This is a genomic window from Marinomonas flavescens (assembly GCF_004352835.1).
Lineage (GTDB): Bacteria > Pseudomonadota > Gammaproteobacteria > Pseudomonadales > Marinomonadaceae > Marinomonas > Marinomonas flavescens.
The window spans coordinates 36,355-63,046 of the sequence record NZ_SJSB01000018.1; the positions used below are offsets into that span (position 1 = coordinate 36,355).

At 45.1% G+C, this 26,692-nt stretch carries 24 protein-coding genes and 1 pseudogene; 12 read left to right on the forward strand and 13 right to left on the reverse strand.

The annotated features are described in order from the left end of the window. Positions 1–252 precede the first annotated feature (252 nt). Together E0D70_RS15125 and E0D70_RS15130 are read left to right on the forward strand one after the other, a co-directional pair. Positions 253–483 (forward strand): hypothetical protein, encoded by a 231-nt coding sequence (locus E0D70_RS15125; protein ID WP_133013120.1) that lies wholly within the window; start codon positions 253–255, stop codon positions 481–483. Positions 484–506: 23 nt separating this feature from the next. Then, the gene (locus tag E0D70_RS15130) at positions 507–890 is read left to right on the forward strand and encodes a hypothetical protein (RefSeq protein WP_133013121.1); all 384 of its coding nucleotides are present in this window, start codon (positions 507–509) and stop codon (positions 888–890) included. Positions 891–927: 37 nt separating this feature from the next. Here E0D70_RS15130 and E0D70_RS15135 read toward each other — a convergent pair. Next, a pseudogene (locus tag E0D70_RS15135) lies at positions 928–1,697 on the reverse strand (IS30 family transposase). A gap of 401 nt (positions 1,698–2,098) precedes the next feature. Here E0D70_RS15135 and E0D70_RS15140 point away from each other — a divergent pair. After that, entirely contained in the window at positions 2,099–2,350 is a 252-nt protein-coding gene (locus E0D70_RS15140; RefSeq protein WP_338068577.1) for an ion transporter, read from the forward strand. 13 nt (positions 2,351–2,363) lie between these two features. On the opposite strand, the gene E0D70_RS15145 is transcribed toward E0D70_RS15140, so the two are convergent. The 6 genes from E0D70_RS15145 to E0D70_RS15165 form a co-directional block, all read right to left on the reverse strand. Further along, complete coding sequence (locus E0D70_RS15145; protein ID WP_133013122.1) at positions 2,364–3,266, reverse strand: EamA family transporter; 903 nt, start codon at positions 3,264–3,266, stop codon at positions 2,364–2,366. A gap of 180 nt (positions 3,267–3,446) precedes the next feature. Further along, complete coding sequence (locus E0D70_RS15150) at positions 3,447–4,724, reverse strand: O-acetylhomoserine aminocarboxypropyltransferase/cysteine synthase family protein (protein ID WP_133013123.1); 1,278 nt, start codon at positions 4,722–4,724, stop codon at positions 3,447–3,449. 225 nt (positions 4,725–4,949) lie between these two features. After that, complete coding sequence (locus E0D70_RS15155; RefSeq protein WP_133013124.1) at positions 4,950–5,636, reverse strand: hypothetical protein; 687 nt, start codon at positions 5,634–5,636, stop codon at positions 4,950–4,952. Positions 5,637–5,790: 154 nt separating this feature from the next. Beyond that, positions 5,791–5,925, reverse strand: coding sequence for a hypothetical protein (locus E0D70_RS17735; protein WP_276312861.1), 135 nt, complete (start codon positions 5,923–5,925; stop codon positions 5,791–5,793). A 1-nt stretch (position 5,926) separates the two neighbouring features. Next, positions 5,927–6,922 (reverse strand): cytochrome d ubiquinol oxidase subunit II, encoded by a 996-nt coding sequence (cydB, locus tag E0D70_RS15160; RefSeq protein ID WP_133013125.1) that lies wholly within the window; start codon positions 6,920–6,922, stop codon positions 5,927–5,929. Next, complete coding sequence (locus tag E0D70_RS15165) at positions 6,922–8,337, reverse strand: cytochrome ubiquinol oxidase subunit I (protein ID WP_133013126.1); 1,416 nt, start codon at positions 8,335–8,337, stop codon at positions 6,922–6,924. The genes cydB and E0D70_RS15165 overlap by 1 nt, the downstream gene beginning before the upstream one ends. A 373-nt stretch (positions 8,338–8,710) precedes the next feature. Between E0D70_RS15165 and E0D70_RS15170 the strand changes: the two genes are divergently transcribed. Both E0D70_RS15170 and E0D70_RS15175 read left to right on the forward strand, forming a co-directional pair. Next, complete coding sequence (locus E0D70_RS15170) at positions 8,711–10,636, forward strand: sensor histidine kinase (RefSeq protein WP_240537159.1); 1,926 nt, start codon at positions 8,711–8,713, stop codon at positions 10,634–10,636. Next, positions 10,637–12,004 (forward strand): sigma-54-dependent transcriptional regulator, encoded by a 1,368-nt coding sequence (locus tag E0D70_RS15175; protein ID WP_133013127.1) that lies wholly within the window; start codon positions 10,637–10,639, stop codon positions 12,002–12,004. It abuts the gene before it with no gap. A 19-nt stretch (positions 12,005–12,023) separates the two neighbouring features. On the opposite strand, the gene E0D70_RS15180 is transcribed toward E0D70_RS15175, so the two are convergent. Beyond that, the gene (locus E0D70_RS15180; protein ID WP_133013128.1) at positions 12,024–12,785 is read right to left on the reverse strand and encodes a hypothetical protein; all 762 of its coding nucleotides are present in this window, start codon (positions 12,783–12,785) and stop codon (positions 12,024–12,026) included. A gap of 123 nt (positions 12,786–12,908) precedes the next feature. Then, the gene (locus E0D70_RS15185) at positions 12,909–13,166 is read right to left on the reverse strand and encodes a type II toxin-antitoxin system Phd/YefM family antitoxin (protein ID WP_240537160.1); all 258 of its coding nucleotides are present in this window, start codon (positions 13,164–13,166) and stop codon (positions 12,909–12,911) included. 325 nt (positions 13,167–13,491) lie between these two features. On the opposite strand from E0D70_RS15185, the gene E0D70_RS15190 reads away from it, so the two are divergent. Then, on the forward strand, positions 13,492–14,682 hold the full coding sequence (locus E0D70_RS15190; protein ID WP_133013129.1) for a Fic family protein: 1,191 nt from the start codon (positions 13,492–13,494) through the stop codon (positions 14,680–14,682). A 162-nt stretch (positions 14,683–14,844) separates the two neighbouring features. Here the strand turns inward: E0D70_RS15190 and xseA are convergent, their stop codons facing one another. Continuing rightward, positions 14,845–16,197, reverse strand: coding sequence for an exodeoxyribonuclease VII large subunit (gene xseA / locus E0D70_RS15195; protein ID WP_133013130.1), 1,353 nt, complete (start codon positions 16,195–16,197; stop codon positions 14,845–14,847). Between the two features lie 94 nt (positions 16,198–16,291). Here xseA and guaB point away from each other — a divergent pair, with 94 nt between their 5' ends. The 5 genes from guaB (at position 16,292) to E0D70_RS15225 (ending at position 22,297) form a co-directional block, all read left to right on the forward strand. After that, positions 16,292–17,758, forward strand: coding sequence for an IMP dehydrogenase (gene guaB, locus E0D70_RS15200; RefSeq protein ID WP_133013131.1), 1,467 nt, complete (start codon positions 16,292–16,294; stop codon positions 17,756–17,758). A 133-nt stretch (positions 17,759–17,891) separates the two neighbouring features. Next, complete coding sequence (guaA, locus tag E0D70_RS15205) at positions 17,892–19,469, forward strand: glutamine-hydrolyzing GMP synthase (protein WP_133013132.1); 1,578 nt, start codon at positions 17,892–17,894, stop codon at positions 19,467–19,469. Positions 19,470–19,897: 428 nt separating this feature from the next. Further along, positions 19,898–20,782, forward strand: a complete 885-nt coding sequence (locus E0D70_RS15215; protein WP_133013133.1) for a TIGR04255 family protein — start codon at positions 19,898–19,900, stop codon at positions 20,780–20,782. A 3-nt stretch (positions 20,783–20,785) separates the two neighbouring features. Continuing rightward, complete coding sequence (locus tag E0D70_RS15220; RefSeq protein ID WP_133013134.1) at positions 20,786–21,403, forward strand: hypothetical protein; 618 nt, start codon at positions 20,786–20,788, stop codon at positions 21,401–21,403. Between the two features lie 9 nt (positions 21,404–21,412). Next, a complete protein-coding gene (locus E0D70_RS15225) occupies positions 21,413–22,297 on the forward strand; it encodes a hypothetical protein (RefSeq protein WP_133013135.1) in 885 nt (294 codons plus the stop codon). A 520-nt stretch (positions 22,298–22,817) separates the two neighbouring features. Here E0D70_RS15225 and arsJ read toward each other — a convergent pair. From arsJ to E0D70_RS15240, 3 genes are all read right to left on the reverse strand, one after another. Beyond that, positions 22,818–24,041 (reverse strand): organoarsenical effux MFS transporter ArsJ, encoded by a 1,224-nt coding sequence (gene arsJ, locus E0D70_RS15230; protein ID WP_133013136.1) that lies wholly within the window; start codon positions 24,039–24,041, stop codon positions 22,818–22,820. A gap of 122 nt (positions 24,042–24,163) precedes the next feature. Next, on the reverse strand, positions 24,164–25,165 hold the full coding sequence (locus E0D70_RS15235) for an ArsJ-associated glyceraldehyde-3-phosphate dehydrogenase (RefSeq protein ID WP_133013137.1): 1,002 nt from the start codon (positions 25,163–25,165) through the stop codon (positions 24,164–24,166). Positions 25,166–25,177: 12 nt separating this feature from the next. Beyond that, positions 25,178–25,519 (reverse strand): metalloregulator ArsR/SmtB family transcription factor, encoded by a 342-nt coding sequence (locus E0D70_RS15240; protein ID WP_133013138.1) that lies wholly within the window; start codon positions 25,517–25,519, stop codon positions 25,178–25,180. A 274-nt stretch (positions 25,520–25,793) separates the two neighbouring features. Here E0D70_RS15240 and sfsA point away from each other — a divergent pair, with 274 nt between their 5' ends. Then, positions 25,794–26,510, forward strand: a complete 717-nt coding sequence (sfsA, locus tag E0D70_RS15245) for a DNA/RNA nuclease SfsA (RefSeq protein ID WP_133013139.1) — start codon at positions 25,794–25,796, stop codon at positions 26,508–26,510. Positions 26,511–26,692: the final 182 nt, after the last annotated feature.

Below are 26,692 nucleotides of genomic sequence, written 5' to 3' on the forward strand. Positions count from 1 at the left end.
CGACGATCTTACTAATGTAGTAAATTATGGATTAGTTGATGTATGGAAAAATCGTTTAACTTGGATATCAAATAGTAATGATGCAGATTATTATGATTGCACCATTTGTTTCGTAAATCGACGCTAGAACGTAGGTGCGGCCGTTACATCAAGACTTGCCTACTCACCGCAATGTTGTCACAATCATAATATTGTGCTATTAACGTTCAAAACGTGTACCTTTTCCACACATATGCTACAAGGAGTAATTAAATGGATGATTGGATTAATGTATTTTTCATATTGGTAATTGTTCTAATTCCAATGATGCTGTTGGTATCAAAATTATATAAAAAAGAGGGGGAAGAGACACTATCTATTACAAAATACTATGGAGGCATAATGGCATTGATAGCCTCAATATGTATTGCTACATTTTCTATTGCACTCAGGACAATTCCGATTTGGGGTGGGGCTATGATATTATATTGGATTTTTAGCTAAAGGCCAAAGGTGAGGCGATTATTATGTTTACAACATTTAAAGCATCTAGAAATATCGATAAAGCTTCGAAAATTATATCCCCTTTAAATTCGTCTTCAACCGAAGAAATAATAGAGACTAATGACCTTGTTAGAACAATTGTAATGGAGTATTTAAGCGCTGAAGAAATAGCTAATACTTCTCCTGAGTCTTTATCTGCATTTTATTATGGTTTAATGGTAATGAATCGTTTGCCTTTAGAACCAATCTATGCAAAATCTTTATTTCAGTCCTTTAACGAAATGAAAGCTCGAAACGTAACACATCCACTCACTGTCAAAAAAAAGCTAGACATTATTAGTAAAGATGTAGAAAACGCCATTAATGACGCAGTCGAACTAGATAATATCGATTGGCATAATATATAGAGCGCGAATTCAACTCCGAAGTACACCACTCCCTAAATTAAGCTGCACTTCGTAGTTCATCGAACACCACAGCAGGTTGTCTATAGCCAAGGCACTTTCTTGGTCTAAGGTTTAGTGGCCTTTGCACCTTTGCACCTTTGCACCTTTGCACCTTTGCAATCTCTTCATCGGTCACGGCTCTGAGATTCGTTCCCTTAGGGATATATTGCCTCAGCAGGCCGTTAAAGTTTTCATTTAAACCACGCTCCCAAGAGGCGTAGGGATTAGCAAAATATACATCAACCTTGAGCTTCTGGGCGATACTTTCGTGATCATAGAACTCTGTTCCATTATCTGCGGTTATCGTATGTACGTGGCGACGATAGTGCCACAGCATAGCTCCAACAGCTCGGCAGACGTCTTCAGTACTTTTCTTAGGCACTCTACGGATTAGCTTGTACAGTTTCCACCTTGACGCTTGTCTCTTTGCACATAACCATAAATACATTCGTGACTGACAGGTAAGCCTATTAGGTCGCTTACGCCTGATATTTGGTCAGGGCTCCATTTTAGCGATAGACCATACTCAACATAGTCGATGGTTTTCTGTGAAATCTGGCTTTTAGCAGCAGAATGTCGTCTATGTTGAGCTCGCCGCTGCGCAATATTTGGTTCGTAAGTGCCATTGATAGTATGGCGCTTTAACTCTCGACTGATACTGGAATGACTTACGTTAAGTCGTCTACTAATCTCTCTGTAACTTAAATGTTGGCTCAGATAGACTTGAATCTGGTATCGTTGTCCTTCGATCAACTGCTTATAGCTCATGGTAATACTCTAATTGTTTGGCGACGTTAGAAAACTACCTATGGGCAGTTGATCTCTCGCCACCTACTCAACCATGAGTGGTGCACTAATTATCTGAATTTGCGGTGCAATATTCTACAAAAACACCTCTCTTATCTACAAATGCATACTTAAGAGTAGGTTGGCATCTGAGCACTACTCAAATGATAAGAAAATAACGATGAGAGGCACTAGATGTGGATGCAAGTAAAGTGTATGTTTACAAATTTTAGTCTGCCCCTCGGCAGAAGCACTTAAAAGTAAGCTTGTTTACAATATTCTGTAAACAAACGTTTTAAATTATATTAATCCTATATTTTTCAGCACTTTAACTCACTCACTCACACGCTTGTTAACAATATTTTTCCGATAATTGTTATGTCATGTACGAGACAATGGCGGTGTATCCGTTGAGCTGGATCTTCTACGTGGTGTTTATCTTTTTGACGGCGTTTGTCTTCTTGAACATGATGGTGGGTGTGGTGCTGGATGTGATGACAAGAGAAACGGCCGAAAAAGAACACGATGCTCAAGAAAATAACCATCAAGCCTTGGTGACTCAGATCAGCGAACTGCAGCAGCAAGTTGCGCGCCTAGCTGACAAGATAGACGCGCAACACAAAGAAAAAGACTAATTCAGAGCGGTGTTTAAACGATGTTTTGCTTACTGGTTCTACGTGCCAGTAAGCGTCCACCTAGGGTGTTTAGCACCAGCCCTAACAAGACGAATAGAATGCCGACCCATTGCAGCGGGCTGACATATTCTGATAGTAAAATCGCCGCCGTGGTGAGGCCAACGACAGGTACGCCGAGTGTGAGCGGTGCAATGGTAGCCGCAGGGTAGCGCGACATCAGATAGCTCCACAATCCATAACCAGCCACAGTGGCAAACATGGATAAGTAAGCGAGGGTGGCTATGGTGCCCCAGCTGATGGCGTACAAACTTTGTAGCATGACATCTGGCCCATCGATAAACCAAGAAGCAACAAAGAAAGGCAGTGGAGGTATCCAGCAACTCCAAATCACCAAATTAACGTTGGCGTGATAGCCTTTTTTACTGATGACCTTGGTGCTGATATTACCGAGTGCCCAGCAAGTAGCGGCCACCAAGGTTAAGCCAAAGCCAATCAGGGTCATACTGGAGTTATCATTCTCAAGAGCAATGGTGGCTAATCCACCGGCGGCAATGGCGATGGCAATAAGCTGATAAGGGCGAACTCCCTCTTTTAAAAACACAACTGCAAATAATAGGGTAAAAATTGCCTGAGATTGCAAAACAAGAGAGGCTAATCCCGCTGGCATTCCGAATTGCATCGCACTAAACAAAAAGGCAAATTGGCCAAAGCTGATAGGTAGGGCGTATAAAAACCACCATTTAATCGGGGTTTTTGGCCGCTTGAAAAACAGTGAGCCAATGACCGCCACCATTAAGAAGCGCAAACCGCCCAACATCATGGGTGGTAGAGCATCTAACCCCCAACGAATGACAACGAAATTCAGCCCCCATGCAATAATAATGGCGAGCGCGATCAACATATCCCTACGGGTCATTTCATATTCCTTGGCGTTAAGGTGGCTAGATTGGCTAGCTTACGTTGTTTACCAACAAGCGCCAATGTGCAGATGAGCAAAGAATCAAAGATACAGGCGAGATGATAAACAGAAAAAAGGGCTACTTATCAGTAAGCCCTTGTATTCATTGTTTATATTCTCTGATCACATCGAACGAAATTAAACTGTGACCGCATCCAACGCTTGGCTGATATCGGCAATAATGTCTTCAATGTTTTCAATACCAACCGAGATGCGAATTAAGTCGGTGCTGACACCGGCTTTGGCTAACTCTTCTTCATTTAATTGGCGGTGTGTTGTCGTGGCTGGATGACACGCAAGGGATTTCGCATCGCCAATGTTGACTAAGCGCAACACCATTTTTAAGGCATCGATGAACTGTGTGCCTGCGACTAAACCACCTTTTACGCCGAAGCTTAATACGCCAGATGCTTTACCGCTGGTGATACGCTTGCTTAGGGCATTGTATGGGCTGTCTGGAAGCGCGGCGTAATTGACCCAGTTTACCTTCTCGTGGCTCTGTAAATAGGCGGCCAATTTTTCAGCATTAGAGCAATGACGCTCCATACGTAAGCCCAATGTTTCTAGACCTTGCATGATTAAGAAGGCGCTGTGTGGAGACAGAGCAGAGCCGGTGTTACGCAGTGGTACCACTCGACAGCGACCTATGTACGCCGCGGCGCCTAATGCTTCGGTGTAAACCACGTTGTGGTATGAAGGATCTGGCTCGTTCATCATTGGGAAGCGTTTTTTGTTAGCGACCCAATCAAATTTACCAGAGTCGACAATCATGCCGCCGACGGTAGTACCGTGACCTGCAATGTATTTGGTTAGGGAATGCACCACAATGTGAGCGCCTAACTCGAAAGGACGACACAAAAATGGCGTCGCCACCGTGTTATCCACAATCAGTGGAATGCCGTGTTTGTTGGCGATGGCTGCCAGCGCTTCGATGTCGACAATATTGCCCGCTGGGTTGCCAATGGACTCACAAAAGATAGCGCGAGTATTGTCATCGATGGCGGCTTCAAATCCAGCAAAATCATCCGCAGAAATCATGCGTGCTTCAATACCGCGACGCGGGAAGCTATGGGCAAATAAATTATAAGTGCCGCCGTAAAGCTGACTGGTGCTAATGATGTTAGAGCCTACTTCACAAATACACTCAATCGCATAGGTAATCGCTGACATACCAGAAGCGACTGCTAAACCTGCAATACCACCTTCCATCGCCGATACGCGCTGTTCTAATACATCGGTGGTTGGATTCATGATGCGGGTGTAAATGTTGCCCGCTACTTTTAGGTCAAAAAGATCTGCTCCATGCTGTGTATCGTCAAAGGTGTAAGACGTTGTCTGGTAAATGGGAACAGCGGCGGCTTTGGTGGTTTCTTCAGAGGTATAACCATGATGAAGCGCAAGAGATTCTAATTTCATTGTAAGCAATCCTAGTCTTATTATTGAAGGGGTCTAACGACACCATATTAACGCGCGATGGTGGCGAGGAAAAACAAATATTGCTCATGGTATGTGGCCTTCTATTCAAATGAGAGTATTCAAACGAAGCATGTCAACAAGAGCGCATAGAGGGGAGCAATGCCGATAGCGAGCGTCACCAAAGCGGCTTAGCAGTATGACTGGCATTGCTCACAGGGAAAGTGGTTAGCTTTGAGGCAGAAGCGTCGCGTCAAAGGACTCGTAATTCTCCAAAACGCCAAACCAAAAAGAGGAACTGATCATCTTAAATTGGCGTTCAAGCGGCCCGCTAGCAAGTGTTTCTATTTGCCAAAGAATGCCAGAAGCTTGTGGAAAATCATCGCCATTGAGTTGTTCTTCATAAAGGCGTTGCATTAAGCCATTTTCATCCAGTCCGCATGATAATAAACGCACTAAGTTGGCGGCGAGATCACTATCAAGTTGTTCAAGGTCGACGGCATTTTTAGCATGGACAGTGATGGTGAAATCGACACCAGTCGGTTGTGCAAAGGTGCCATTAAACGCGCTACGTAATAAGCCATAAGCATTAAAAAAGCGTTCATGAAATTGGCAGTCTGAGTATTCTTCCCACAATCTATCATCGGCCATTTCATGGCTCAGCTGATCGATTTTACCGGCGGTTACATCGTCAGAAAAAAGTGACGTTAACACAACATTGGCTGCGTCGGCGTGAGGTAAATCGCTTAAAGACATCAGACACATGTCTTTAAGATCGGCATCGGTTAACTCTTCTAAGCCATCGTCCAATTCCATTAGCGTCATAAGTGTGAGGTATTGTGAACGACTCCAAGCATTGGGAATGGCTGAAATTTTGTGAAATGAATTTAGTTCAATAGAGAATTTTGCAGACATGAGTGCCTCCAATAAAAAAGCCGCAGAAACGTGACTTTGTAGTAGCCAAGCTAAACCGTATTGACTTTTTATACAAGAAAGCTGAGCGAAAATGAAGAAAAAGGCGATGAAAAAAGCGGCCCGAAAGCCGCTTTTTTATTGATGCTCTATAACGTTAAATAAACAGCAGTACCGCTAAGTTCATCACTTGTGAAATGAGCAAAATACCGACAAAACCCGCGAGGTAGAGCAGGCAGAACCATTGCCAGGGTTTCAGTTTATCGGCTTTGGCTTTGAGTGTTTTCCACATATTAGTAACCCTCCTGATAATCTTCGACTTTGCCTGCAAAAACTCGATATCCCCATAGCGTATAGATGCAGATAACGGGGATAAAGATACACACACCAGGTAATAAGAACAGCAAGCTGGTGGTCGGCGATGCGGCTTCCCATAATGTTAATTGACGTGGGATCAAGTAAGGGAACACGCTGACGACTAAGCCGGCTAAACCTAATAAGAAAAGCAAAACGCCACACCAAAATGGACGCGACTCGTGACGGTGGCTGTGCAGATCTTTCCAAGACACAATCGCCGCAATCAGACACAAGATAGGCAAGGGCGCTAAGTACAAGAAGTGACTGCCTGAGAACCAGCGTAACTTGATGTCTGGCTGAGTTAACACCGTCCAGATACTGACGACAGCCATTGCAATCATCACGAGAACCAACAAGACTTTTGCTAGCTTCGCTGCGTGAGCTTGAATCACACCACGAGATTTCATAAACAAGTAACACGCCCCTAACATGGCATAGCCAGCCATCACCGCAAAACCGGTAAAGATGGTAAAAGGTGTGATCCAGTGCAAGCTAGAAATTGCCTCACTGCCAACCGGAATCCCTTGTACAATCGTGCCCAACACCAAGCCTTGGCAGAATGCTGCGACGGCAGAGCCTGCGCTGAACGCAAAGTCCCAGTAAGGACGTGAGCGATCAGACTTAAAGCGGTATTCAAAAGCGACACCGCGGAAGATCAAGGAAAACAGCATCAGCATTAGGGGAATGTATAAAATAGACAACAATCCCGCATACGCAGCAGGGAAGATGCCGTACAACAGAGCACCGCCCATGACGAGCCAAGTTTCATTACCATCCCAAACATGTGAAATAGACAGCATCAAATGATCGCGCTCCCCGGGTTTGTCAAACCAGGGGTATAAGATGCCAATGCCTAAATCAAAGCCATCAAGGCAGACATACATGAAGATGCAGAATCCCAGTACTAAGAAATAAAATAAAGGTAAATCCATTACTTCTCTCCCTCGTGATCTTCATGTTTCAAGTTTTTTACCCATGCCAAGGCATAGCCAGGCGCGTTCATACCGATAAGGTGTTTTTCCAATGTGGCCATTTTAGGCGGCCCTTTGCGAATCAATTTGCGCATAAAGTAGAGATACACAAGCGACAGTAGGAAGTAGATAACCACAAACATGGTCAACGAAAACAGCACGCGTTCTGAAGGCAATGGTGATACCACATCTGAAGTGCGAACCAAATTGTAAATAACCCAAGGTTGGCGACCTGTTTCTGCCACATACCAACCGGCAAGCGTTGCGACCACACCCATAGGTGTAAAGAAAGTCACCGCACGTAAGAACCATTTATTCTCATACAATCTGCCTTTGCGGCGTAAGACCAAGGCGGCCAGAGCGATGGCGACCATCCCCATACCAAGACCAACCATCACGCGGAACGACCAGAATACCAAGGGCACATAAGGACGATCTTCTTTTGGAAAGGCTTTTAAACCGGTAACCGAGCCGTCCAGTGTGTGAGTCAGTATTAGGCTGCCAAGATTCGGAATACCCAGTTGGTAATCGTTTTCTTCGGTTTGCATGTTTGGCATTGCGAATAGCAGTAGTGGCACTTCGCTTTCTTGCGCTTCCCAGATACCTTCCATCGCCGCTAATTTCGCTGGTTGATGTTCTTTTACTTCTAGGCCAGATTCATCGCCGACTTTGACTTGTAAAATAGTCAGCACCAACAACAGCCACATGGTCATGGAAAGCCCTTTTTTAGAGAAGTTCACATGACGCTTTTTCAATAAGTAGAACGCACTAACACCAGCGACCAATAACGACGCGGAGATCAGCGAAGCCAGTAACATGTGTGTCAGGCGAATAGGGAAAGAGGGGTTAAAGATCACCTGCATCCAACTTTCTACATGGAAAACGCCATCGATAATTTTATAGCCCTGTGGCGTTTGCATCCATGAGTTAGCCGCCATGATCCAAGTCGATGAAATCCAAGTGCCAATCGCTACAACCAGTGTTGAAATAAAATGGACTTTTCGACCGACTCGTTGCCAACCAAACAACATGACACCCAAGAAGCCAGCTTCAAGAAAGAAGGCTGTCAGTACTTCGTACGCCAGTAATGGCCCAAGTACGGGTCCCGCAATTTCTGAAAATTTGGAAAAGTTAGTACCAAACTCGTAAGACATAACGATCCCACCGACCACACCCATACCAAAGGTGATAGCAAACGGTTTGATCCAAAATTTAGCTAGCTGCAAATAACGTGGGTCATTTGTTTTCAGCCAGAGCGCTTCCCAAAGGGCAATCAAGGTTGCCAAACCAATCGTGATGGTTGGGAAAATAATATGAAAGCTGACGGTAAAAGCGAATTGAATACGCGATAGCATCGCCGAGTCAAAATGTTCCATAGTGATACCTAAGTAAAGCAAAAGACGAAATGGAATAGGGCCAATATATCGCGCGCTATTCCTAGCCTAAGAGTGTTCTAAATCAAGACTTCTTGAGAAACAGTTGTTTAATGGCAAGGGGAGAGATGGCTAGGCAAAAGATGCTGGCTAGCGTCATGATTTCAGTCATAAAAGAAGCAGTATTCATGGTAAGTACCTTGTTAGTTGCATGGGTATTGATGTAAATCAATTTATCTATTGCTAAGCAAAACAGAGGCCAGCTTTTAAAATATTATATCCCATTGATTTTTAAGGGATTAAAATTAATTTTTGTATTGAGTGTAAACAAGGTTTACGATTACATCATTATTTTGGTGTAAACGAGGTTTACAGTTTGACGATTTCTCTGATGTTCGAAGTGTCTATGCTGATTTCCAGCGTATGTGGCTTACTGGTGGCGGCATGGTTGCTTTGGCGTGCGCAAAATCAAGGCGAGCTACAGGCATTGGCTGGCTTTGCCATTATGATGGCGATTTGGTGTTTTGGTCATGTGGCGCTTTTTCAAGATTATGAACAAGTGGGCGTCCACATCATTTTGGCGAACCCTTTAATGCCGACTTTTTTCCTGCATTTTGCGATTCGATTTGTCTACTCTGGCTCGGTAAAAGACGTTTGGCTGAGACGCTTGGCTAAAAACCTGCCTTGGTTCTATTTAACTAGTATCGCAGTGGTACTCCAGAGCTGGTGGGTGGATGCTGGTGCGGCAAGCCAAACACTCGATACGCGCTCTTTCTTTGTGTTTACCAATGCGGGTGCGTTTAATCTGGTGTACACCATCTTGATGGGCATGCTCGCCCATGGGGTATTGTTGTTTGGTTGGTATCGTCATACAGGCAACAAAAAACGCTCTATCTTGGCCATGTTTGGCGTCGGTGCATGGGGGTTATTACTGGCCACCAGTTTTGTATTTCCTTCCTTTGGTATCAGCTGGTTTCCTTATCCGATGCTGTTATTGCCCACTTATCTTCTGTTGTTGGTGTACGCCGTCGTGCGCTATCAGATCTTGTCGGTGAATGCGTTTGCCAATCGCGCTTTGCTTTGGCTGGCGATGATGATGGTGATCTTGTGTTTGATTTCTGTGATCAGTGTGGTTTCAGGGCGGGTGGGATTGCAGGCATTGGCGAACGTGCCCAGTTGGCAGTTATGGCTCTATTCGCTGCTTACCTTAGTGGTGTCAGCGTTAATCTACCAACCGCTTAATCGGCTTATTTCGCGCCTTATTTACCCCGGAGCAGTATTAAACGAACAGGTGTTAGATACTTGGTCGACACAGTTAAAAGAAGCCCATGACTGGGCCAGTTTGATTTCTGTTGGTGAACACCTACTCTCTTCACAGATACGACAAAACATACGTATAGATGTGCAAAATCATCATAAAGACAACTTGAAAGAAGAGCGTGCCTTGGCACTTATTGTGAACCGTACTGATCAAGGTTGGCATTCTGTTTTGGTTGGCTGGAACGATGCCAGCCCGGGAATGCGCCTAACCGCTGAAGTATTCGGCTCCTTGTTTTCCACCAGTTGTGGTTTGTTAGAACGTTCATTGGCGCTTGCCGTCGCTGAGCGCAAACGCTTAGACGAACAGCATCTGGTTGAATTGGGCAGTTTGTCGGCGGCAGTCGCTCATGAGTTACGTAACCCATTGAATATTATTTCGATGGCGGCTTACGATGCTCCTGTTGAAACACGTCAGCACATTCAAACCCAGCTCAAGCGAGCGGATCGCTTGGTGAGCGATATGTTGGTGTATTCTGGCGGATTGGCTCTGCACAAAACCAAGGTGCCTTTGCATGCGCTGGTGGCGAGTATTGTGGCGCAGTCACACCTTGGCGAGATTGAGTGCCAGTTGGACATAGACGACGCCATTGAGCTGCCAGCAGATTACCAAAGAGTGCAGCAGGTGTTTATTAACCTGATTGATAATGCGGTGGCATTTTTACGCAATCAGACACAGGGCAAGCTGGCGATACAGGCTTGGCAGAACGCTGATGCCGTGGTGATTCAGGTGCATAATAATGGCCCTGAGATCGACGTCGCGCTCACAGGTGAAGTGCTGTTTCAGCCGTTTGTGACGAAACGAGCGGGTGGTAGCGGCCTTGGTCTTGCCATTGTGCGACGTATATTAGATGCCCATCAAGGGCGGATTTTTCACCGCAGTGACGCCGGTTGGCCAGTGACCTTTGAGCTCTCTTTCCCTTTACCTCAGTCGACTTCTGACGACGCAACAGTATCTGGCACCGCGCCAGTGATAGGCCATTAAATGACGCAAAATAAAATTCTATTAGTCGACGACGAACCCGCCTTTCGTGAGTTAGCGAGCCGCTGGCTAGCGGGCCAAGATTATCAAGTAAGAACCGCAGGCAGCCTAGAAGAAGCGCGTCAGGCGATGGTTGGATTTGACGCCGATTTAGTGCTGCTTGATTTGTCGATGCCACCGCATTTCGACCCACAAGTTACGCTGGAATCCATGGCAGAATTTGAGGGGCGTCCGGTGATTATTATTACCGGACATGCAGATCGAGATTTGGCGCTAAAAGCGGTGTCGTTAGGCGCATGGGATTTTATCGCCAAACCCATCGATCCAGAAATGCTGGCGGTGGTGGTGCGCCGCGCGATCACTAAAACCACCTTAGAGCGCGAGCTTAATCAGCTCAAAAAAGCCAGCCAGCCTAGCCAAGGTGCCGCCGCTTATATTGGTCATTCCTCAAGCGCGCAAAAAGTCCGCGCCTTGATCGAGCGAATTGCCCCGACCGATGTACGAGTGCTGGTCACTGGACCATCAGGCACAGGGAAAGAAGTCATCTCGCGAACGCTGCATGAGCTGAGTCATCGCGCACGAGAAGCGTTTATTTCAGTCCATTGCGGCGCGATTCCAGACGAACTGCTGGAAAGCGAACTGTTTGGCTATGTAAAAGGCGCGTTTACGGGGGCAGAGAAAGACAAAGAAGGCTTATTAAGCTTGGCCAATGGTGGCACGTTATTCTTGGACGAAATCGGCGAAATGCCACTGACCATGCAGGTAAAAATGCTACGCGTGCTACAAGAAGGCACCTTCTTTCCTGTCGGCGGACGTGAGCAAAAACACATTGATGTGCGCGTTATCTCGGCGACCAACGCCGACCTTGTGGAAAAAGTACGCGATGGCAGCTTCCGCGAAGACTTGTACTACCGAATCAAGGGCATCAACATCGAAACCCAGTCCCTCGCCGAACGTCTAGAAGACGTGCCAGTCTTACTGCAAGCCTTCCTTGCCAATCTCAGAGAGAAGCAAGATAAAACCCTGCAGTTAAGCGCAGAAGCCATGCAATGGTTCCGCCAACAATATTGGCCTGGCAACGTACGAGAGCTGAAAAATGCCTTAGAAAGCGTTGCCTCGATTTGCCCAGAAGGGCACATCACCATGGACGATATCCACCTGTTATACCCCTCAAACGAGGTACCGCGAGTTCCAACGCAAATGCTAGAACCCGACAGTGATGCCACATTAGATGAACAAGTACGAGCACTGGAAATACGCCTAATCAAAAAAGCACTCACCACAACCCAAGACAACCGCACCCAAGCCGCAAAACAACTCGGGTTATCACGCCAAGGCTTGATTAAGAAAATTGAAAGGTATGGGTTGTGAGAGGGTAGAAATTAGATTCTCATGAATACTTTTTGAAGCTTTCAATAATAGGCGTGTAAAAAGTATCCTGTTGTTTTTTTACTGCGGAGAAATGATATGTATCCATAAGTAGGATTTGTTTGCTACCACAGGTTAATTTAAAACAGGATACATCACTGCCATACTCAAGTACTTCAAGTTCACCTAGATTTGCTAACCTACCTTCGAGGTTCATTGTTATGATGACATCGGGATTGATTATTTCAATTTCTTTGTTAAAGAAATTTATATCTTCATCTTTAAACTCATCAGTAAAGCTATCGATCAATTCCCAATCAGCTTTCCAAGATTCAGAATCATTGCTTAACTTTGATAAATTCATAAACGCAAAGCTAACGCCGTTTTCTTCCGCAAAAGATTGTGAAATTGATTCTGCAGATGGGATCTCTTCCCAAGGGCAAGAGCCATTATTCAAACCATAAGATACTTTTAATTTCAGAGCATGAAATTGCGACTGATTTAAGCTTTTTTTGCCTATGTTTTCACCGCTTTTGTATAGCCAGTGCAGCATGTCCAAATAGTGATCACCGGTTAGCCCTAATGATTCACGGCCAATAAATAGTACTTTGACTTTCTGTTTGCTGAAAAAAGGATAAAATCCATCAAAAACAAGATCTTCTGAGCTTTTTTCTTTGATGAATTTTTTGTTTTTTGCGGATGCATACCATTGCTTAAATAAAGTGTTGAGTTCATCAAGTTGGCTTTTTTCACATGTAGGAAAGTTTAATTTTGTGGGATTCATTTTTTAGTCCTTTTACTTTTAATTATATGAATGTAATTTTCACTATAGGTGGTTCTGTCACAGAAGGGTTGGAAGGCGGTTCTAGGGCGGATAGAACGCAAAATGATTTTCAAGCTATGGAAGTTAGTGATGGCTTTCTTTTATTTCTTGAATCGCGTCATTCAGGCGTTTTTCATTTTCCTCACTAGCCATTAGGTGAAGGGTTTCTTTATAAGCTTGGTAATCTTCAAAACCAATTAATACCGCTGTTTTACCTTCTGGGCGAGTAATGAAGACAGTTTTGTGTTCTTCGTTTACCTTGTCCAATACGATATCTAAATTTGCGCTAAGTTCTTCTTCACTGATGACATTCATAGCAATCTCCCTTTCTGCTTTATCCATGCAATTTCTTCAAACTGTATTTTCACTATCATGTCTTCAAACTACGCTTTCTTAAAGGGTTTTACAATTGCCTCTTTAATCTAGCCAACGAAGCATAAACACAGTTCAGCGACTTCTCGCGCTGGCGCGTGGAGCGAACGTGTTTTGTTTCTTTTGCACCTGAAAAACGAAACTACAGAAGGTTGCTTGCTAATTTACTGTTCAACTATCTAAGTTTATGGGTTTAGTTTATTATGGTGTTAAATTAACCGTTAATTTAACACCATAATAAATAGTTAATTATTTGATTTTAAAAGTAAATAAACCATCAAAAGAACCGTTAAAAATGATTAGTGTGACGCCTTTTATTCAACCAGAACAGGCTTCTGGAGACATTCGAGATATGGCCGTGGAGGTTTACAAACAATCCGCGAGTTTGTCGGCGTCTGTGCGTCCAAATCTTAAGCCTGCGGTTGAGCATTTACTGAGGTTCGTGAACAGCTATTACAGCAACAGAATAGAAGGCAACAGCACAGAACCTGCGGATATTATTCACGCGGAAGGCATCGTACTAACCGATTCTGTAAAGCGTAATGACTTGCTAGAAATAGACGCGCATTTGGCTGCACAAAATGCTTTGCTCAAAGGCAGTGTCAGTCCAGCGCAGCTGACAGATGAGGCATTCTTATGCTCTATACATGAACATTTTTTCAAAGATTTACCAGAGTCCGTGCGCACGCATGTTCGAGAATCCACAGGTGAAATCTATCTTGTAGAAGCCGGAAAATTACGAACTACGCAAGTGCAAATTGGGAAACATCTACCGCCACATCAAGATGAGTTAAATGGCTATTTAAACTGGTTTCATAGCTCATATCGATTAGATCGGTTGTTTGGTGAAACTCGTCTTTTGGCTGCCTCGGCTGCGCATCATCGCTTTGCTTGGATTCATCCGTTTTTGGATGGAAATGGCCGAGTAGGGCGTTTGTTTACGGACAGCTATATGCGTGGTGCGGGTGTTGATGGTTATGGTTTGTGGACATTGAGTCGAGGTTTCGCACGCACAATTGACGAATATAAGCTTCGTTTGGCTGGTGCCGACATGGTTCGACAAGGCAGTACTGACGGACGTGGAATTTTGTCAAATAGAGGGCTTGAGGCTTTCCAACGTTATTTCTTTGAAACGTGTCTTGATCAAATTCAGTACCTTGCTGGTGTTTTAGATATTCCGTCTTTTGATATGAGATTAAAGCAATACACGGATCAACGAGTTTCTGGTGTGGCACTAAGCCCGAAAGGTGAAACACTTAAGAAATGGCGCCCAGAAACCGTTTTGTTACTGAAAGCGGTTATGACTGATTCCAAGGTGATGCGGACTGATGTGCCACAAATTACAGGCCTAGGAGACACCAATTCGCGTGCCGTTGTGAAACAGCTTATAGAAGAAGGTTGGATTCGTGGAGAAACGAAAACAGCACTGAAAATTAATCAAATCCCGTTTGATGCTATATCTTTTCTCTTCCCGCATCTTTGGTAATTACTTACTTTTTAATTAATAGCTTCACCTCAATTCATCATAAAAAGAACCAACAGGTTAAGCGACTCTTCGCGCCTGTGCGTGGAGCGTACCTGTTGGTTCTTTTGAGCGGCCTAAAATAAGCTACGGAGTTTTTAAAACGCCTAAAAAGAGAAGCCGCAACTAGCTAATGGCTTTCGTCCCAGCCACGGTGCAGTTGATTTCGCCGTCTTGTACGCGAACCTTGATAGCATCCCCTTTCTTTATATCCTTGATCGAGCGAATCACTTGCTTGTCTTGGCTGGCGATGGCGTAACCACGAGACAAGGTATTCAGCGGGCTGACGAGGTTGAGCTTGTCGATGAGGCGGGCAAAGCTGGTTTGTTTGCTGGTTAGGGCATTATTTAGCGCCAACGCCAGTCGAGCATCTATGTCGCGAAGCTTGTCGCGGTTTTGTTCGATGCGTCGTACAGGTGTGTTCTTTTGCAGCCTGTGTTCAAGGTTCTGTGTTTTGACTTTGTGTTCTTGGATTTGGCGCTCAAGGCTTTGTTGTAAGCGGCGCTTGAGTTGATCTAGCTGGTTTTGTTGTTGATCAATGCGTTCCTTCGGATGGCGAATGCGTTTGATCATGAAGTCTAATTGCTGCTGGCTTTGCTCTAAAATGCGCGACATGCGTCGGGTCAGCTGACTTTCTTGCTGCGCAATTTGACGAATCAGTTGTGCTTTATCGGGACTTAACAACTCCGCCGCAGCGGTGGGTGTGGCCGCACGTACATCGGCGACAAAGTCGGAGATAGTAAAGTCGGTTTCATGGCCCACCGCTGAGACAATCGGCGTGCTGGCGTGAAAAATGGCGCGGGCTAGGGTTTCGTCGTTAAAACTCCACAAGTCTTCTAACGAGCCGCCGCCACGGCCAATAACGATGGCATCGAAGTAACCGCTTTCATCTGCACGGGTTAATTGTTTGAGAATGTTTTTCGCCGCATCCTTGCCTTGAACTAATGACGGTAGAATAGTTAATTCTGTCAGCGGGAAGCGCCGACGAAAGGCGATGATCATATCGCGTACCGCCGCGCCAACCGATGAGGTAATGATCGCCACGCGTTCTGGCTGTGTTGGCAGTGGCTTTTTGTGTTCTGTTGCAAACAGGCCTTCTGCTTGCAGTGCGTTTTTTAATCGTTCAAATGCTTGTTGAAGTGCGCCTTCTCCGGCGGATTCCATGCCTTCTACGCTGAGTTGGCAATCGCCGCGTGGGCCATAAAAGGTGACGCGGGCGCGCAAGCGAACTTTATCGCCATCTTTGGGCTGAAAGCGTACCGCGTTATTTTTACCTTTGAACATGGCGCAGCGGATTTGTGCGCGGTCGTCTTTGAGCGAAAAATACCAATGCCCAGAGCCAGGTTTGGCCAAATTGGAGATTTCACCTTCGACTAAAATCCACGGTAGACTGGCTTCAAGGAGTTGTTGAATTTGTCGATTTAGTTGCGAGACGGTAAATGCAGTTTCTTGTACTGGGCTAGTTGTAAGTTTTTTCATCAATCTCTCGTGGTTTTGATTTACCGAATGCGACTATTGGAGTAGAATTACTTGCCATCTTAACTCCCCTTGTTGGCATTGGAAACTCCCCATTATGTTACGAATCGTGCAAGAAGCTTTAACGTTTGATGACGTATTGCTCATCCCCGGCTATTCCGAAGTTCTTCCTAAGGATGTTAGCCTCAAAACGAAAATCACAAAAGACATTGAGTTGAACATTCCTCTGACGTCTTCTGCGATGGATACCGTTACCGAACACCGCATGGCGATTGCTTTGGCTCAAGAAGGGGGCATAGGCATTGTCCACAAAAACTTGACCATCGAAGAGCAAGCGCAAGAAGTGCGTCGTGTTAAAAAATTCGAAAGCGGTATCGTTCGAGACCTTGTTACGATCAGTCCTGAAGCCAGTGTTCATGAGCTGATGGCATTGACAGCGGAAAATAACATCTCAAGTGTTCCTGTTGTTCAAGGTACTGACCTAGTTGGTATCGTGACGAGCCGTGATGTTCGCTTCGTAAAAGATTTCGATAAGCAAGTAGCAGACATTATGACACCGAAAGAGCGCCTTGTTACTGCGCTTGAAGGTGCTTCTGCTGGTTCTATCCGTAAGTTACTCCATGAAAACCGCATCGAAAAAGTATTAATCGTTAACGATCAATTCGAATTGCGCGGCATGGTAACAGTGACCGATTTCAATAAAGCCACGACTTACCCGAATGCATGTAAAGATGCTGAAGGTCGTTTACGCGTAGGCGCAGCGGTTGGTACTGGTGCTGATACGGGTGATCGCGTTAAAGCATTGTCTGATGCTGGCGTTGATGTCATCGTTGTTGATACGGCACACGGTCATTCAAAAGGCGTTATCGATCGCGTTCGTTGGGTAAAAGAAAACTTCCCACACATTCAAGTAATCGGTGGCAACATTGCGACGGCAGAAGCCGCTATTGCTCTCGCTGATGCGGGTGCTGACGGTGTTAAGGTCGGTATTGGCCCAGGTTCTATCTGTACGACACGTATCGTTACTGGTGTGGGTGTTCCACAAATCAGTGCGGTTGCGAATGTAGCAGAAGCTATGTCTCCACGCGGCATTCCAGTTATTGCCGACGGTGGTGTTCGCTTCTCTGGTGACATCAGTAAAGCCATTGCAGCAGGCGCAAGCGTGATCATGGTTGGCGGCTTGTTGGCTGGTACGGATGAAGCACCAGGTGAAGTGGTCTTGTTCCAAGGTCGTTCTTATAAATCGTACCGTGGTATGGGCTCGTTAGGCGCGATGTCTCAAACTCAAGGTTCGAGCGATCGTTACTTCCAAGACTCAAGCAGTGTTGAGAAGTTGGTTCCAGAAGGCATTGAAGGCCGTGTGGCTTCCAAAGGACCAATGGCGTCAGTTATCCATCAGTTGATGGGCGGCGTGCGTTCTTCTATGGGTTACACAGGTTCTGCCGATATTGAGACGATGCGTACGAAAACACAGTTCTCAAAAATTACCGGTGCAGGTATACGTGAAAGCCACGTTCATGACGTGACTATCACCAAAGAAGCGCCAAATTACCACGCGGGTTAATCGCGGGTTAATTGTCAGCGAGATGGGGCGTATATTACGCCCCATCTTTATTTGATTGCTCTTACTATTATTCATTACTCTAGTGTCAAAAAGAGAAAGTCTTATTGAATTAGAGTGAAAGGACAGGCTAACAATGTCGCAAGATATCCACGCTCATAAAATACTTATTCTTGATTTTGGTTCACAGTACACGCAATTGATTGCGCGCCGCGTGCGTGAGATCGGTGTTTTCTGTGAAGTCCGTGCTTTTGATATGGACGATCAAGAAGTTATCGACTTCAATCCTAAAGGGATTATCCTTGCTGGTGGCCCTGAATCTGTTCCTGAGCCTGGTTCGCCACGCGCTCCTGAAGCGGTATTCACCTTGGGTGTGCCAGTTTTTGGTATTTGTTACGGCATGCAAACGATGGCAGAGCAATTGGGCGGTAAAGTCCAAGGTTCTGAGATTCGCGAATTCGGTTATGCTCAAATTCGTAAGCATGACGGTCCGTCACTGTTTGAAAACATCCAAGATCACGTCGCTAACAATGGTGTTTCCATGTTGGACGTTTGGATGAGCCATGGCGATAAAGTGGTAGAGATGCCAAAAGATTTCGTTTTGATGGCATCGACTGATAGCTGCCCAATCGCGGCCATGGCGAACGAATCGAAAAAATTCTACGGTGTTCAATTCCACCCAGAAGTAACTCACACGCTACAAGGTGGTCAGATCCTTTCTCGTTTCATCGTAGATATTTGTGGTTGTGATACGTTATGGACACCAGCGAACATTGCGACTGACGCGATCGACAGAATGCGTGCGCAAGTTGGCGAGAAACAAGTTCTACTAGCGCTATCTGGCGGTGTAGATTCTTCTGTTGTTGCTGCGTTGTTGCATAAAGCGATCGGCGACCAATTGACGTGTGTGTTCGTAGACAACGGCTTGCTTCGTTTGAACGAAGGCGATCAAGTAATGAAGATGTTCGCGGACAACATGGGTGTAAAAGTCATCCGTGTTGATGCAGAAGATCTTTTCTTGGGTCGTCTGGCTGGCGAAGCTGATCCTGAGAAAAAACGTAAAATCATTGGTAACAGCTTCATCGAAATCTTTGATGAAGAGTCTTCAAAACTGAATAACATTGAGTTCCTTGCTCAAGGCACGATTTACCCAGACGTGATCGAATCTGCAGCGTCTAAAACCGGTAAAGCGCATGTTATCAAGTCTCACCACAACGTGGGTGGCTTGCCAGAAGACATGAAAATGCAATTGGTTGAACCGCTACGCGAATTGTTTAAAGACGAAGTACGTAAGCTAGGTGTTGCACTAGGTTTGCCACACGACATGGTTTACCGTCATCCGTTCCCAGGGCCAGGTCTTGGTGTTCGTATCTTGGGTGAAGTGAAAAAGGACTACGCCGACATTCTACGTCGTGCGGACGCGATCTTCATTGAAGAGCTTCGTCGCTCTGGTTGGTACGATAAAACAAGCCAAGCCTTTGCCGTCTTCTTGCCAGTGAAATCCGTTGGTGTAGTAGGCGACGGCCGTCGTTATGAATACGTGGTAGCACTTCGTGCGGTTGAAACCATCGACTTTATGACAGCGCGTTGGGCTCACCTTCCATACGAATTGTTGGAAACGGTATCTGGTCGCATCATCAATGAGATCGAACACATTTCCCGCGTGACTTACGATGTATCGTCTAAGCCACCTGCAACCATCGAATGGGAATGATTCAGCGTTAGGTAACCCCTTGCACTGAACAGCAATAAACACTCCAAAGCCCGCTTATCAGCGGGTTTTTTTGTATCTGATTACTCTCATCCATTCACGGTAGCATGGATGCAGGCAGTGCTCGATGAGGCGCCAGAAAGGGCGGATAAACCAAAACGGTGGTATTTGAACCGGACCAGGAAGAAGCCTGCGAGGCCACGCTGACTGGCAAGAGCGTGATCCAGAGAAACACACGTTTGATGTTGAGAGTTACGCCCAGGAGAAGAAAAGGGTGGTGGAATGCAAAAACAGCGAGCTTTGTGGAGTGGTGAATTATTGTTTTTTATATTTTTACACTTATTTGGTTGAAAAATGAGCTAATATAGCTTTGATAGTGTCAAAAAAAGTGTAAAATTCGTCCGAACGTACTTCTTAGGTACGACCAATTAATGCAAGTGGCTTATTTAGTTATGAAGAAGAGTTTAGAACGCGCACCTTTAGTGCAAACATTGATAGATCTTAGGTTTGCTGAATTACCTAGCATGAAGTCTATATCTTCAGAGTTACAAGATGAGTTACATCAACGCATGGTTGATGAAGGGTTCCCGGAAAAAATTGTTAGTGAAGCTCAGGTTATGGAGCTGCATTTCGATCAAGCGACAGAGCAAGTTAGGCATGTAAAAACATCTAATGAACGCTTATTGTTTCGTGCTGCGGGGGAGCAGCAGATAGTTGAGGTTTCAGGGAGTTCTATTATCTTGAAGACAACGGACTATCGCACTTTTGAAGAGTTCTACGGAACATTCAGGAAAATACTAAAAGCTTGCTTGGATGTATTTACGGGTCTAGATAAAACATTACTGAAAAGCGTGGGGCTCCGCTATGTGGATGTGATAGCACCAACGACAGATCTTCAACTCAGTGACTTTGTTAAAGAAAGTATTTTGCCGCCTGATTTCAATTCAAAATGGCGACATTTACAGGGCCATACACTCAAAGCCATGGAAGTAGCTGAGAAACAAGTTTTGGTTGTTAACTTTGAAGAATTGGCAGTGAAAGATCGCAAAGTTTATAAAGTTCTTCCTGATAACTTGATAGAGCCAGATTCAAAATGTGGTTTAATGATCCAAGGGCAAAAAGAATGGCTGGATTTAGGCTCAAAAACATATGGTATCCTAGACGTTGATCATACTCATACTTTTGTGGGTAGCCCGCAATTTAGTCAGGCCAGTATAGAAACAGCCACTTCTACTTTATATGAGCAAGCAAGTGAAGTTTTTTGGGGAGTAATTACCGACACTGCTAAAGAGCAGTGGGGTTATAAGGAGGTTTAAATCATGTTTTCATCAGCATCATCATCAATGGTATCGAATAGAGTTGCTGTTACTACTTTTGCTGTAGGGGCGGCGCTATTTAATACACATACACCTATTAATATTGATGACGTCATGTCTTCACAAAATGAAGTGGTTTACGCCACTAATCTAGTAGATGGCTATTGGTCATCTCATGGTGAGACATTTCAAGCAGTGAGTTTCGATGCTCAGGCTGAATTACGTGGTATGTCTGACATCATTAATGATGTGAAAATATTTCTTGGTCTTCCAAACAAGGATGTAGCGGAGATTCTTGGTGTTACTCGACAAACGTTGCATGCTTATAAAAGCGGGGCTGAGAATGATCATAAGATTAGCCAAAATACGCTTGATAGAGCATTCCTTGTAGATAGCCTAGTTGAGAAAGCGCGTGGTCTTTTTGAGCGTAGCCCGGGTGCAATGAGTAAGAACTTTATGTATGAGGGTAAGTCATTACTGAGCTTGTTAACTGAGAAAGATATAGACCAAGATAAATTTGTAAGTGTAGCAGGTAAGCTTGCGGACAAGATGCAAGGTCATTCTGCTCATCTGACACAGACACATGAAACAACTCTTTTCCAAATGACATCTTCTTCTTAGGATCCTTCAGTGACAGATGATCTATCTAACGGGCAAAAACTTTTCATAAACAAGGGGCTGAAACAAGCCTCTTGTTTTTTTGCGTCGGAAGTACCACAAGATGTACGTTTGCGATGGTCCGACTCTCTTGCAAAAAGTGGGCTTCGAAACGATACCAAAAAGCTTAAAGAGAGCGCTCTTTTCCTCGTAATCTCGCAAAACTGCGACATAGCTAGTCGCAATGACTCTATAGAAGACTCTGTAGAAATTGTAGTTTGCAAAAGCATTAAGTCTAGGGATGTTTACCCAGGAAATGCATTTGTCAAAAGTGTGCGTAAGCTGCAACTTCAGTACGGTGATAGTTGGTATGAAGCAAATAGCGATCTTATTCTCACCGTTAAGAAGAATGAGTTAGTAGACGCTCTTACTGATACAGCTATTTCTTATCTTACTGATGAATACACTCAAACTATTCCTCTTTGGCGTTCTAATCGATACATGAGAACGGCCTTACCTGATGCTTTTAATGAAGTGTTTTTTCCTGTTTTTGATGATCATGTAGAAAGGATCGAAGCGGCTGCTCAAGCTGATCAAGAAGAGCCTTTTGCAAGTTACATAAGAGCAATCTACATTTGGTTAGACTCTTTTGAAGAGCAAGATGTGTACTCCTTCGATTTGTTTGCTTTGCTAAAAGACTCGGTTTGTGATAAACAGTCTTCGACTATCCAAGAGCAAGTAGAAGCGCTTGCTGAAGCATTGAGTGGAGCGGCTGGGTATGATGATCAAAGTGAAATATACGCTGATAGGGAAAGTAATACTCAAGTATCTTATTTGAATAAGTTTGTTCGGCTTAACTTGGATCACCAATCACTCGCTAGTGGTGATGCTGATACTGGCCCACGCCAATTGGACTGACCGATATGTACCGAAGCTTAGTCCTGATGAAATGACAGACCTCCGCCGCGACATGGACGAGCCCTCCGCTTGAGCGCGTGCTGAGCTGAAGTCTCGCCGTGAAGAAAAGGCTAAACAAAAGCCTGAACATGGTACTAATAATGGTACTACGACAGAGCCTAGCCCCAAGTAGCCGTAGTTAAAGGGCTTGTGGCTCTCGTTAACCATCGAATGGGAATAATTCAGCGTTAGGTAACCCCTTGCACTGAACAGCAATAAACACTCCAAAGCCTGCTTTCTAGCGGGCTTTTTTGTTGCTATTGCCAATAGGCCTAAATAAATATTAGGTGATTGTTTAGGTCCTGATATCTATCGCTCCCTAAATATTAAAAAAACGAGCTGTTTCTTTGTATAAAAAAGTTATCGAAGTTATCAATTTTTAATAACTTCGATAACTTTTTTATGTTGGTGAAAAATAAGTCCAATCGTCCAATCACAAGAAAACCGCTTTCTAGCGGTTTTCTTGTGATTGATGCCTTCGTTATTGAGCTGTGACTGGTCGTTTATGTTTGGGTAGTCCCAAAGAAATCAATGTGGTGGCGACTAAAAAAGCAAACGATACCCAGAGGCAGGCGGAGAATCCCCAGACCTGAAATACCCAGCCAGACAGCACTGTGCCGATCAAGCGTCCCATGGCGTTGGCCATGTAATAGAAGCCCACATCAAGGGATACACCATCGTCTTTGGCGTAGCTGACAATCAGATAGGAATGCAGGGATGAGTTGACGGCAAACACGGCGCCGAAGATCATTAATCCAACAATGATCACGGTTTCAGGATGCCACGCTTGTTGAATGCCGTAGGCGATTAAGCCGGTCACGATCGACAGCGCTAGCGCCCATATAAAGGCCGCTTTACCATCAGGAGTTGGTCCAGAGGTGAGGTGAGTGATTTTTGGTGCGATGATTTGCACAAGGCCATAACCAATGACCCATAACGCAAGGAAGCCTCCGACTGCGCTGTGATCCCACTGAAAAACCGTGCCCAAATAAATCGGCAAAGCGATCACAAACCATACATCGCGAGCGCCGAACAAAAACATCCGCGCGGCAGACAAGATATTCACACTGCCAGACTTAGAGAAAATCTCAGAAAACTTGGGTTTGCTTTTGGCTTTGCCAAGGTCGGCTTTTAAGCTGATCATACTGCCGATGAAAACCAACAAGAGTACGCATCCCATCGCCGCCACCGAGTATTGGAAGCCAATTAATGAAAGCAGTGCACCGCCTAAAAAGAAGCCAACGCCTTTTAATGTGTTTTTCGAGCCAGTAAGAATGGCAATCCACTTATAGAGTGCGCCTTGAGCATTGACGGGCACCAGTGTTTTGATTGAGCTTTTGGCGCTCATTTTATTCAGGTCTTTGGCGACTCCAGATAGCGCCTGTGCAGCCATCACCCAGGGAATGCTGAGTGATGTGGCGGGCACAGCAAGCATAAACAAGGCAACGATTTGCATACCTAAACCAATGTTCATTGTGCGATTTAGGCCAAGGCGGGCGCCGACCCAGCCGCCAATAAGGTTGGTCACTACACCAAAAAATTCGTAAAATAAAAACAGAGACGCTATCTCTAGCGTGGAATAGCCTAAATCATAAAAATACAAAATCACCAGCATACGTAGGGCGCCATCGGTGATCGTGAAATTCCAATAATTAAAGGTGACCAGCATATACTGGCGCACATTTTGGTTAAGCTGAGAAAACATAGCCGCTCTCTTTAAATGTTGCCGTCTTTTAAAAGAAGAGCGACCTAAGCCGCTCTGTATTTTGTGCAATGAAGGGGTGAGAGCCTTGGCATTAAGTCGCAGACTCACTAACCAGTGCTTTTTTAAGCCATACCCACTTTGCGTACGAGCTCAGCGGTGCGTGTTGCGTAGCCCATTTCGTTGTCGTACCAAGCGTAGATTTTCACCATACGAGAGCCAACGAGCATGGTCGATTGGGCATCTATTATGGATGAGCGTGGGTCGCCTTTGTAGTCGATGGAAACCAACGGACGATCTTCAAAACCAAGAATGCCTTTTAATTCCCCTTCGGAGGCTTCTTTTAGCAGGGCATTAACTTCTTCTGCCGTGGTGTCGCGCTTCACATCAAAGACGATGTCGGTTAATGAGGCATTCGCCAGAGGCACTCGAACCGCATGGCCGTTTATCTTGCCTGCCAGATCAGGGAATATTTCGATGATTGCAGTGGCTGATCCTGTGGTGGTTGGGATCAAACTCATGCCACAAGCGCGGGCACGGCGCAGGTCTTTATGCGGTGCGTCCAAAATAGTTTGCGTATTGGTCAGGTCATGAATCGTCGTGAAGGAGGATTGCTCTATGCCTAATTTTTCATGGATGACTTTCACCACTGGTGCGATGCAGTTAGTGGTGCAAGACGCGGCGGTCACAATGCGATGTAACTCGGGGTCAAAGGTATGGTCATTGACGCCCATGACGATGTTGGCCACACCGGCTTCTTTAACCGGCGCAGACACCACGACGCGCTTAACGCCTTGGGCAAGGTACTTGTTAAGAGTGTCTGTTTTCTTGTGTTTGCCTGTTGCTTCAATGACCACATCACAAATCGACCAATCGACCGCGTCGATGTCTCTTTCTTGTGAAGTAGGAATGCTTTTTCCATCAATGATGATGTGATGATTATCGCTGGTGACGTCGTGCACCCAACGACCTTGTACCGAGTCGAATTCCAGCAAGTGAGCCAGCGTCGGGGCGTCACCGGCAACATCGTTAATATGCACGAATTCAATCTCTGGCCAATTGAATGACGCTCTAAGCGCCAATCGACCGATACGACCAAAACCGTTTATTCCTACTTTAATAGTCATTTTATTTCTCCTCTAAAGACAACATTCTGGACGGCGGCTCATCTCAGATAAGCGCTTGATGTCCTGTTGGTATTCTTCTTTCAGGCAGTTGGATTCCACTAACCCGCGAATTTGTTTTTTCATCCAGCCTGGTAGCTGATTCGACAATCGATAAAACACCCACTGGCCCTGACGAGTATCTACAATCACGCCGCTTGAGCGCAGTAAAGCCAAATGACGCGAGACCTTAGGTTGCCCTTCGTTAAGTGCATGGGTGAGTTCGGCAACGCAAACCTTCTCTTCACGGGCGATGGTCAGCAAGCAACGCACTCGAGTTTCGTCTGCGAGTAACTTAAAAAATTGGTGCGGGAGCATGCTTAATCCTATTTGTATATACGTATGTCCATATATATTAATCTCGACCTTGTTATTGTCAATACGCGATATTGCTAAGGGTGATGGATTCCTGGAGGAAACTGGGCTGTAAGGTAGATGCCATAAAGTGTCTCGCCATTTTGTTAAATTTTTATGACATCTTCTGTCTTTCTATTATTGGACGGATGAGGGGTGCGCTTATCCTTGAGGGAGCAGAAGGTGTAAACTTCGGCGATTGCATTAGGCATCGTATTGATGGGAAAGGAGTTAGGCAGTGAAGTTTCCGACTAAATTATTGGAAGGGCGTTTGATCAAGCGCTATAAGCGGTTTCTATCAGACATTGAATTATCAACGGGCGAGGTGATTGTCGCCCATTGCCCAAACACTGGTTCGATGAAGCGGTGTCAGCAAGATAATGCGAGAGTGTGGGTCTCTGAGAGCAATAACCCTAAGCGAAAGCTGGCTTATACTTGGGAGCTAGTGGAAATAGACGAACAGTATCTTGCCTGCATTAATACCGGATACCCAAATAAGTTAGTTGGAGAGGCAATCGCCAACGGTGTGGTGTCTGAGCTGACGGGTTACTCAGAGCAGAAGGCCGAAGTGAAATATGGCGAGAATAGTCGTATTGATTGGCTGCTGACTGGAGACGATGGGCGAAAATGCTATGTGGAAGTAAAAAACGTTACCTTATTAGAAGAAGACGGACAAGGTTACTTTCCAGATGCGGTGACAGAGCGCGGGCGCAAGCATCTGTATGAGTTGGCAAGCATGGTAGAAGAGGGGCATCGAGCAGTGATGTTCTTTTGCGTAAGTCATACCGGCATTGATTCAGTGACTCCTGCCGCACACATTGATCCGAAATACGCCCAAGCTTTTGCCGAAGTGGTTGAGAGAGGGGTGGAAGTCATTGCTTATCAAGTGGCGATCGACCCACAAGGTATGTTGTTAACACATTCTGTTCCAGTAAAGATGTCAGAATTGCTCTAGTTACTAGAAGAATAGAGCAATAGATAGGTTGTTTTATAAGCAAAAAGTCCATTTTTTGTTGGTTAATTGACCTATCTATCGTTTCTTTTAAATTAATCGCGATAAAACCACTTTTTTCTCGGAAAAGGGTTGCACTAAATCTGTAGATCCTTAATATACGCCCTCGCTGACACGGACAACGC

Bases quoted from the DNA above. Each gene is read 5' to 3' on its own strand.
- E0D70_RS15130 (WP_133013121.1), top strand. From the start codon at position 507: ATGTTTACAACATTTAAAGCATCTAGAAATATCGATAAAGCTTCGAAA.
- guaB (WP_133013131.1), top strand. From the start codon at position 16,292: ATGTTACGAATCGTGCAAGAAGCTTTAACGTTTGATGACGTATTGCTC.
- arsJ (WP_133013136.1), bottom strand. From the start codon at position 24,041: ATGTTTTCTCAGCTTAACCAAAATGTGCGCCAGTATATGCTGGTCACC.
- E0D70_RS15175 (WP_133013127.1), top strand. From the start codon at position 10,637: ATGACGCAAAATAAAATTCTATTAGTCGACGACGAACCCGCCTTTCGT.
- E0D70_RS15240 (WP_133013138.1), bottom strand. From the start codon at position 25,519: ATGCTCCCGCACCAATTTTTTAAGTTACTCGCAGACGAAACTCGAGTG.
- E0D70_RS15155 (WP_133013124.1), bottom strand. From the start codon at position 5,636: ATGTCTGCAAAATTCTCTATTGAACTAAATTCATTTCACAAAATTTCA.
- E0D70_RS15180 (WP_133013128.1), bottom strand. From the start codon at position 12,785: ATGAATCCCACAAAATTAAACTTTCCTACATGTGAAAAAAGCCAACTT.
- E0D70_RS15125 (WP_133013120.1), top strand. From the start codon at position 253: ATGGATGATTGGATTAATGTATTTTTCATATTGGTAATTGTTCTAATT.
- E0D70_RS15140 (WP_338068577.1), top strand. From the start codon at position 2,099: ATGTACGAGACAATGGCGGTGTATCCGTTGAGCTGGATCTTCTACGTG.
- E0D70_RS15190 (WP_133013129.1), top strand. From the start codon at position 13,492: ATGATTAGTGTGACGCCTTTTATTCAACCAGAACAGGCTTCTGGAGAC.
- cydB (WP_133013125.1), bottom strand. From the start codon at position 6,922: ATGGATTTACCTTTATTTTATTTCTTAGTACTGGGATTCTGCATCTTC.
- E0D70_RS15185 (WP_240537160.1), bottom strand. From the start codon at position 13,166: ATGGATAAAGCAGAAAGGGAGATTGCTATGAATGTCATCAGTGAAGAA.
- E0D70_RS15150 (WP_133013123.1), bottom strand. From the start codon at position 4,724: ATGAAATTAGAATCTCTTGCGCTTCATCATGGTTATACCTCTGAAGAA.
- E0D70_RS15145 (WP_133013122.1), bottom strand. From the start codon at position 3,266: ATGACCCGTAGGGATATGTTGATCGCGCTCGCCATTATTATTGCATGG.
- E0D70_RS15235 (WP_133013137.1), bottom strand. From the start codon at position 25,165: ATGACTATTAAAGTAGGAATAAACGGTTTTGGTCGTATCGGTCGATTG.
- E0D70_RS15220 (WP_133013134.1), top strand. From the start codon at position 20,786: ATGTTTTCATCAGCATCATCATCAATGGTATCGAATAGAGTTGCTGTT.
- guaA (WP_133013132.1), top strand. From the start codon at position 17,892: ATGTCGCAAGATATCCACGCTCATAAAATACTTATTCTTGATTTTGGT.
- E0D70_RS15165 (WP_133013126.1), bottom strand. From the start codon at position 8,337: ATGGAACATTTTGACTCGGCGATGCTATCGCGTATTCAATTCGCTTTT.
- E0D70_RS15215 (WP_133013133.1), top strand. From the start codon at position 19,898: ATGCAAGTGGCTTATTTAGTTATGAAGAAGAGTTTAGAACGCGCACCT.
- E0D70_RS17735 (WP_276312861.1), bottom strand. From the start codon at position 5,925: ATGTGGAAAACACTCAAAGCCAAAGCCGATAAACTGAAACCCTGGCAA.
- xseA (WP_133013130.1), bottom strand. From the start codon at position 16,197: ATGAAAAAACTTACAACTAGCCCAGTACAAGAAACTGCATTTACCGTC.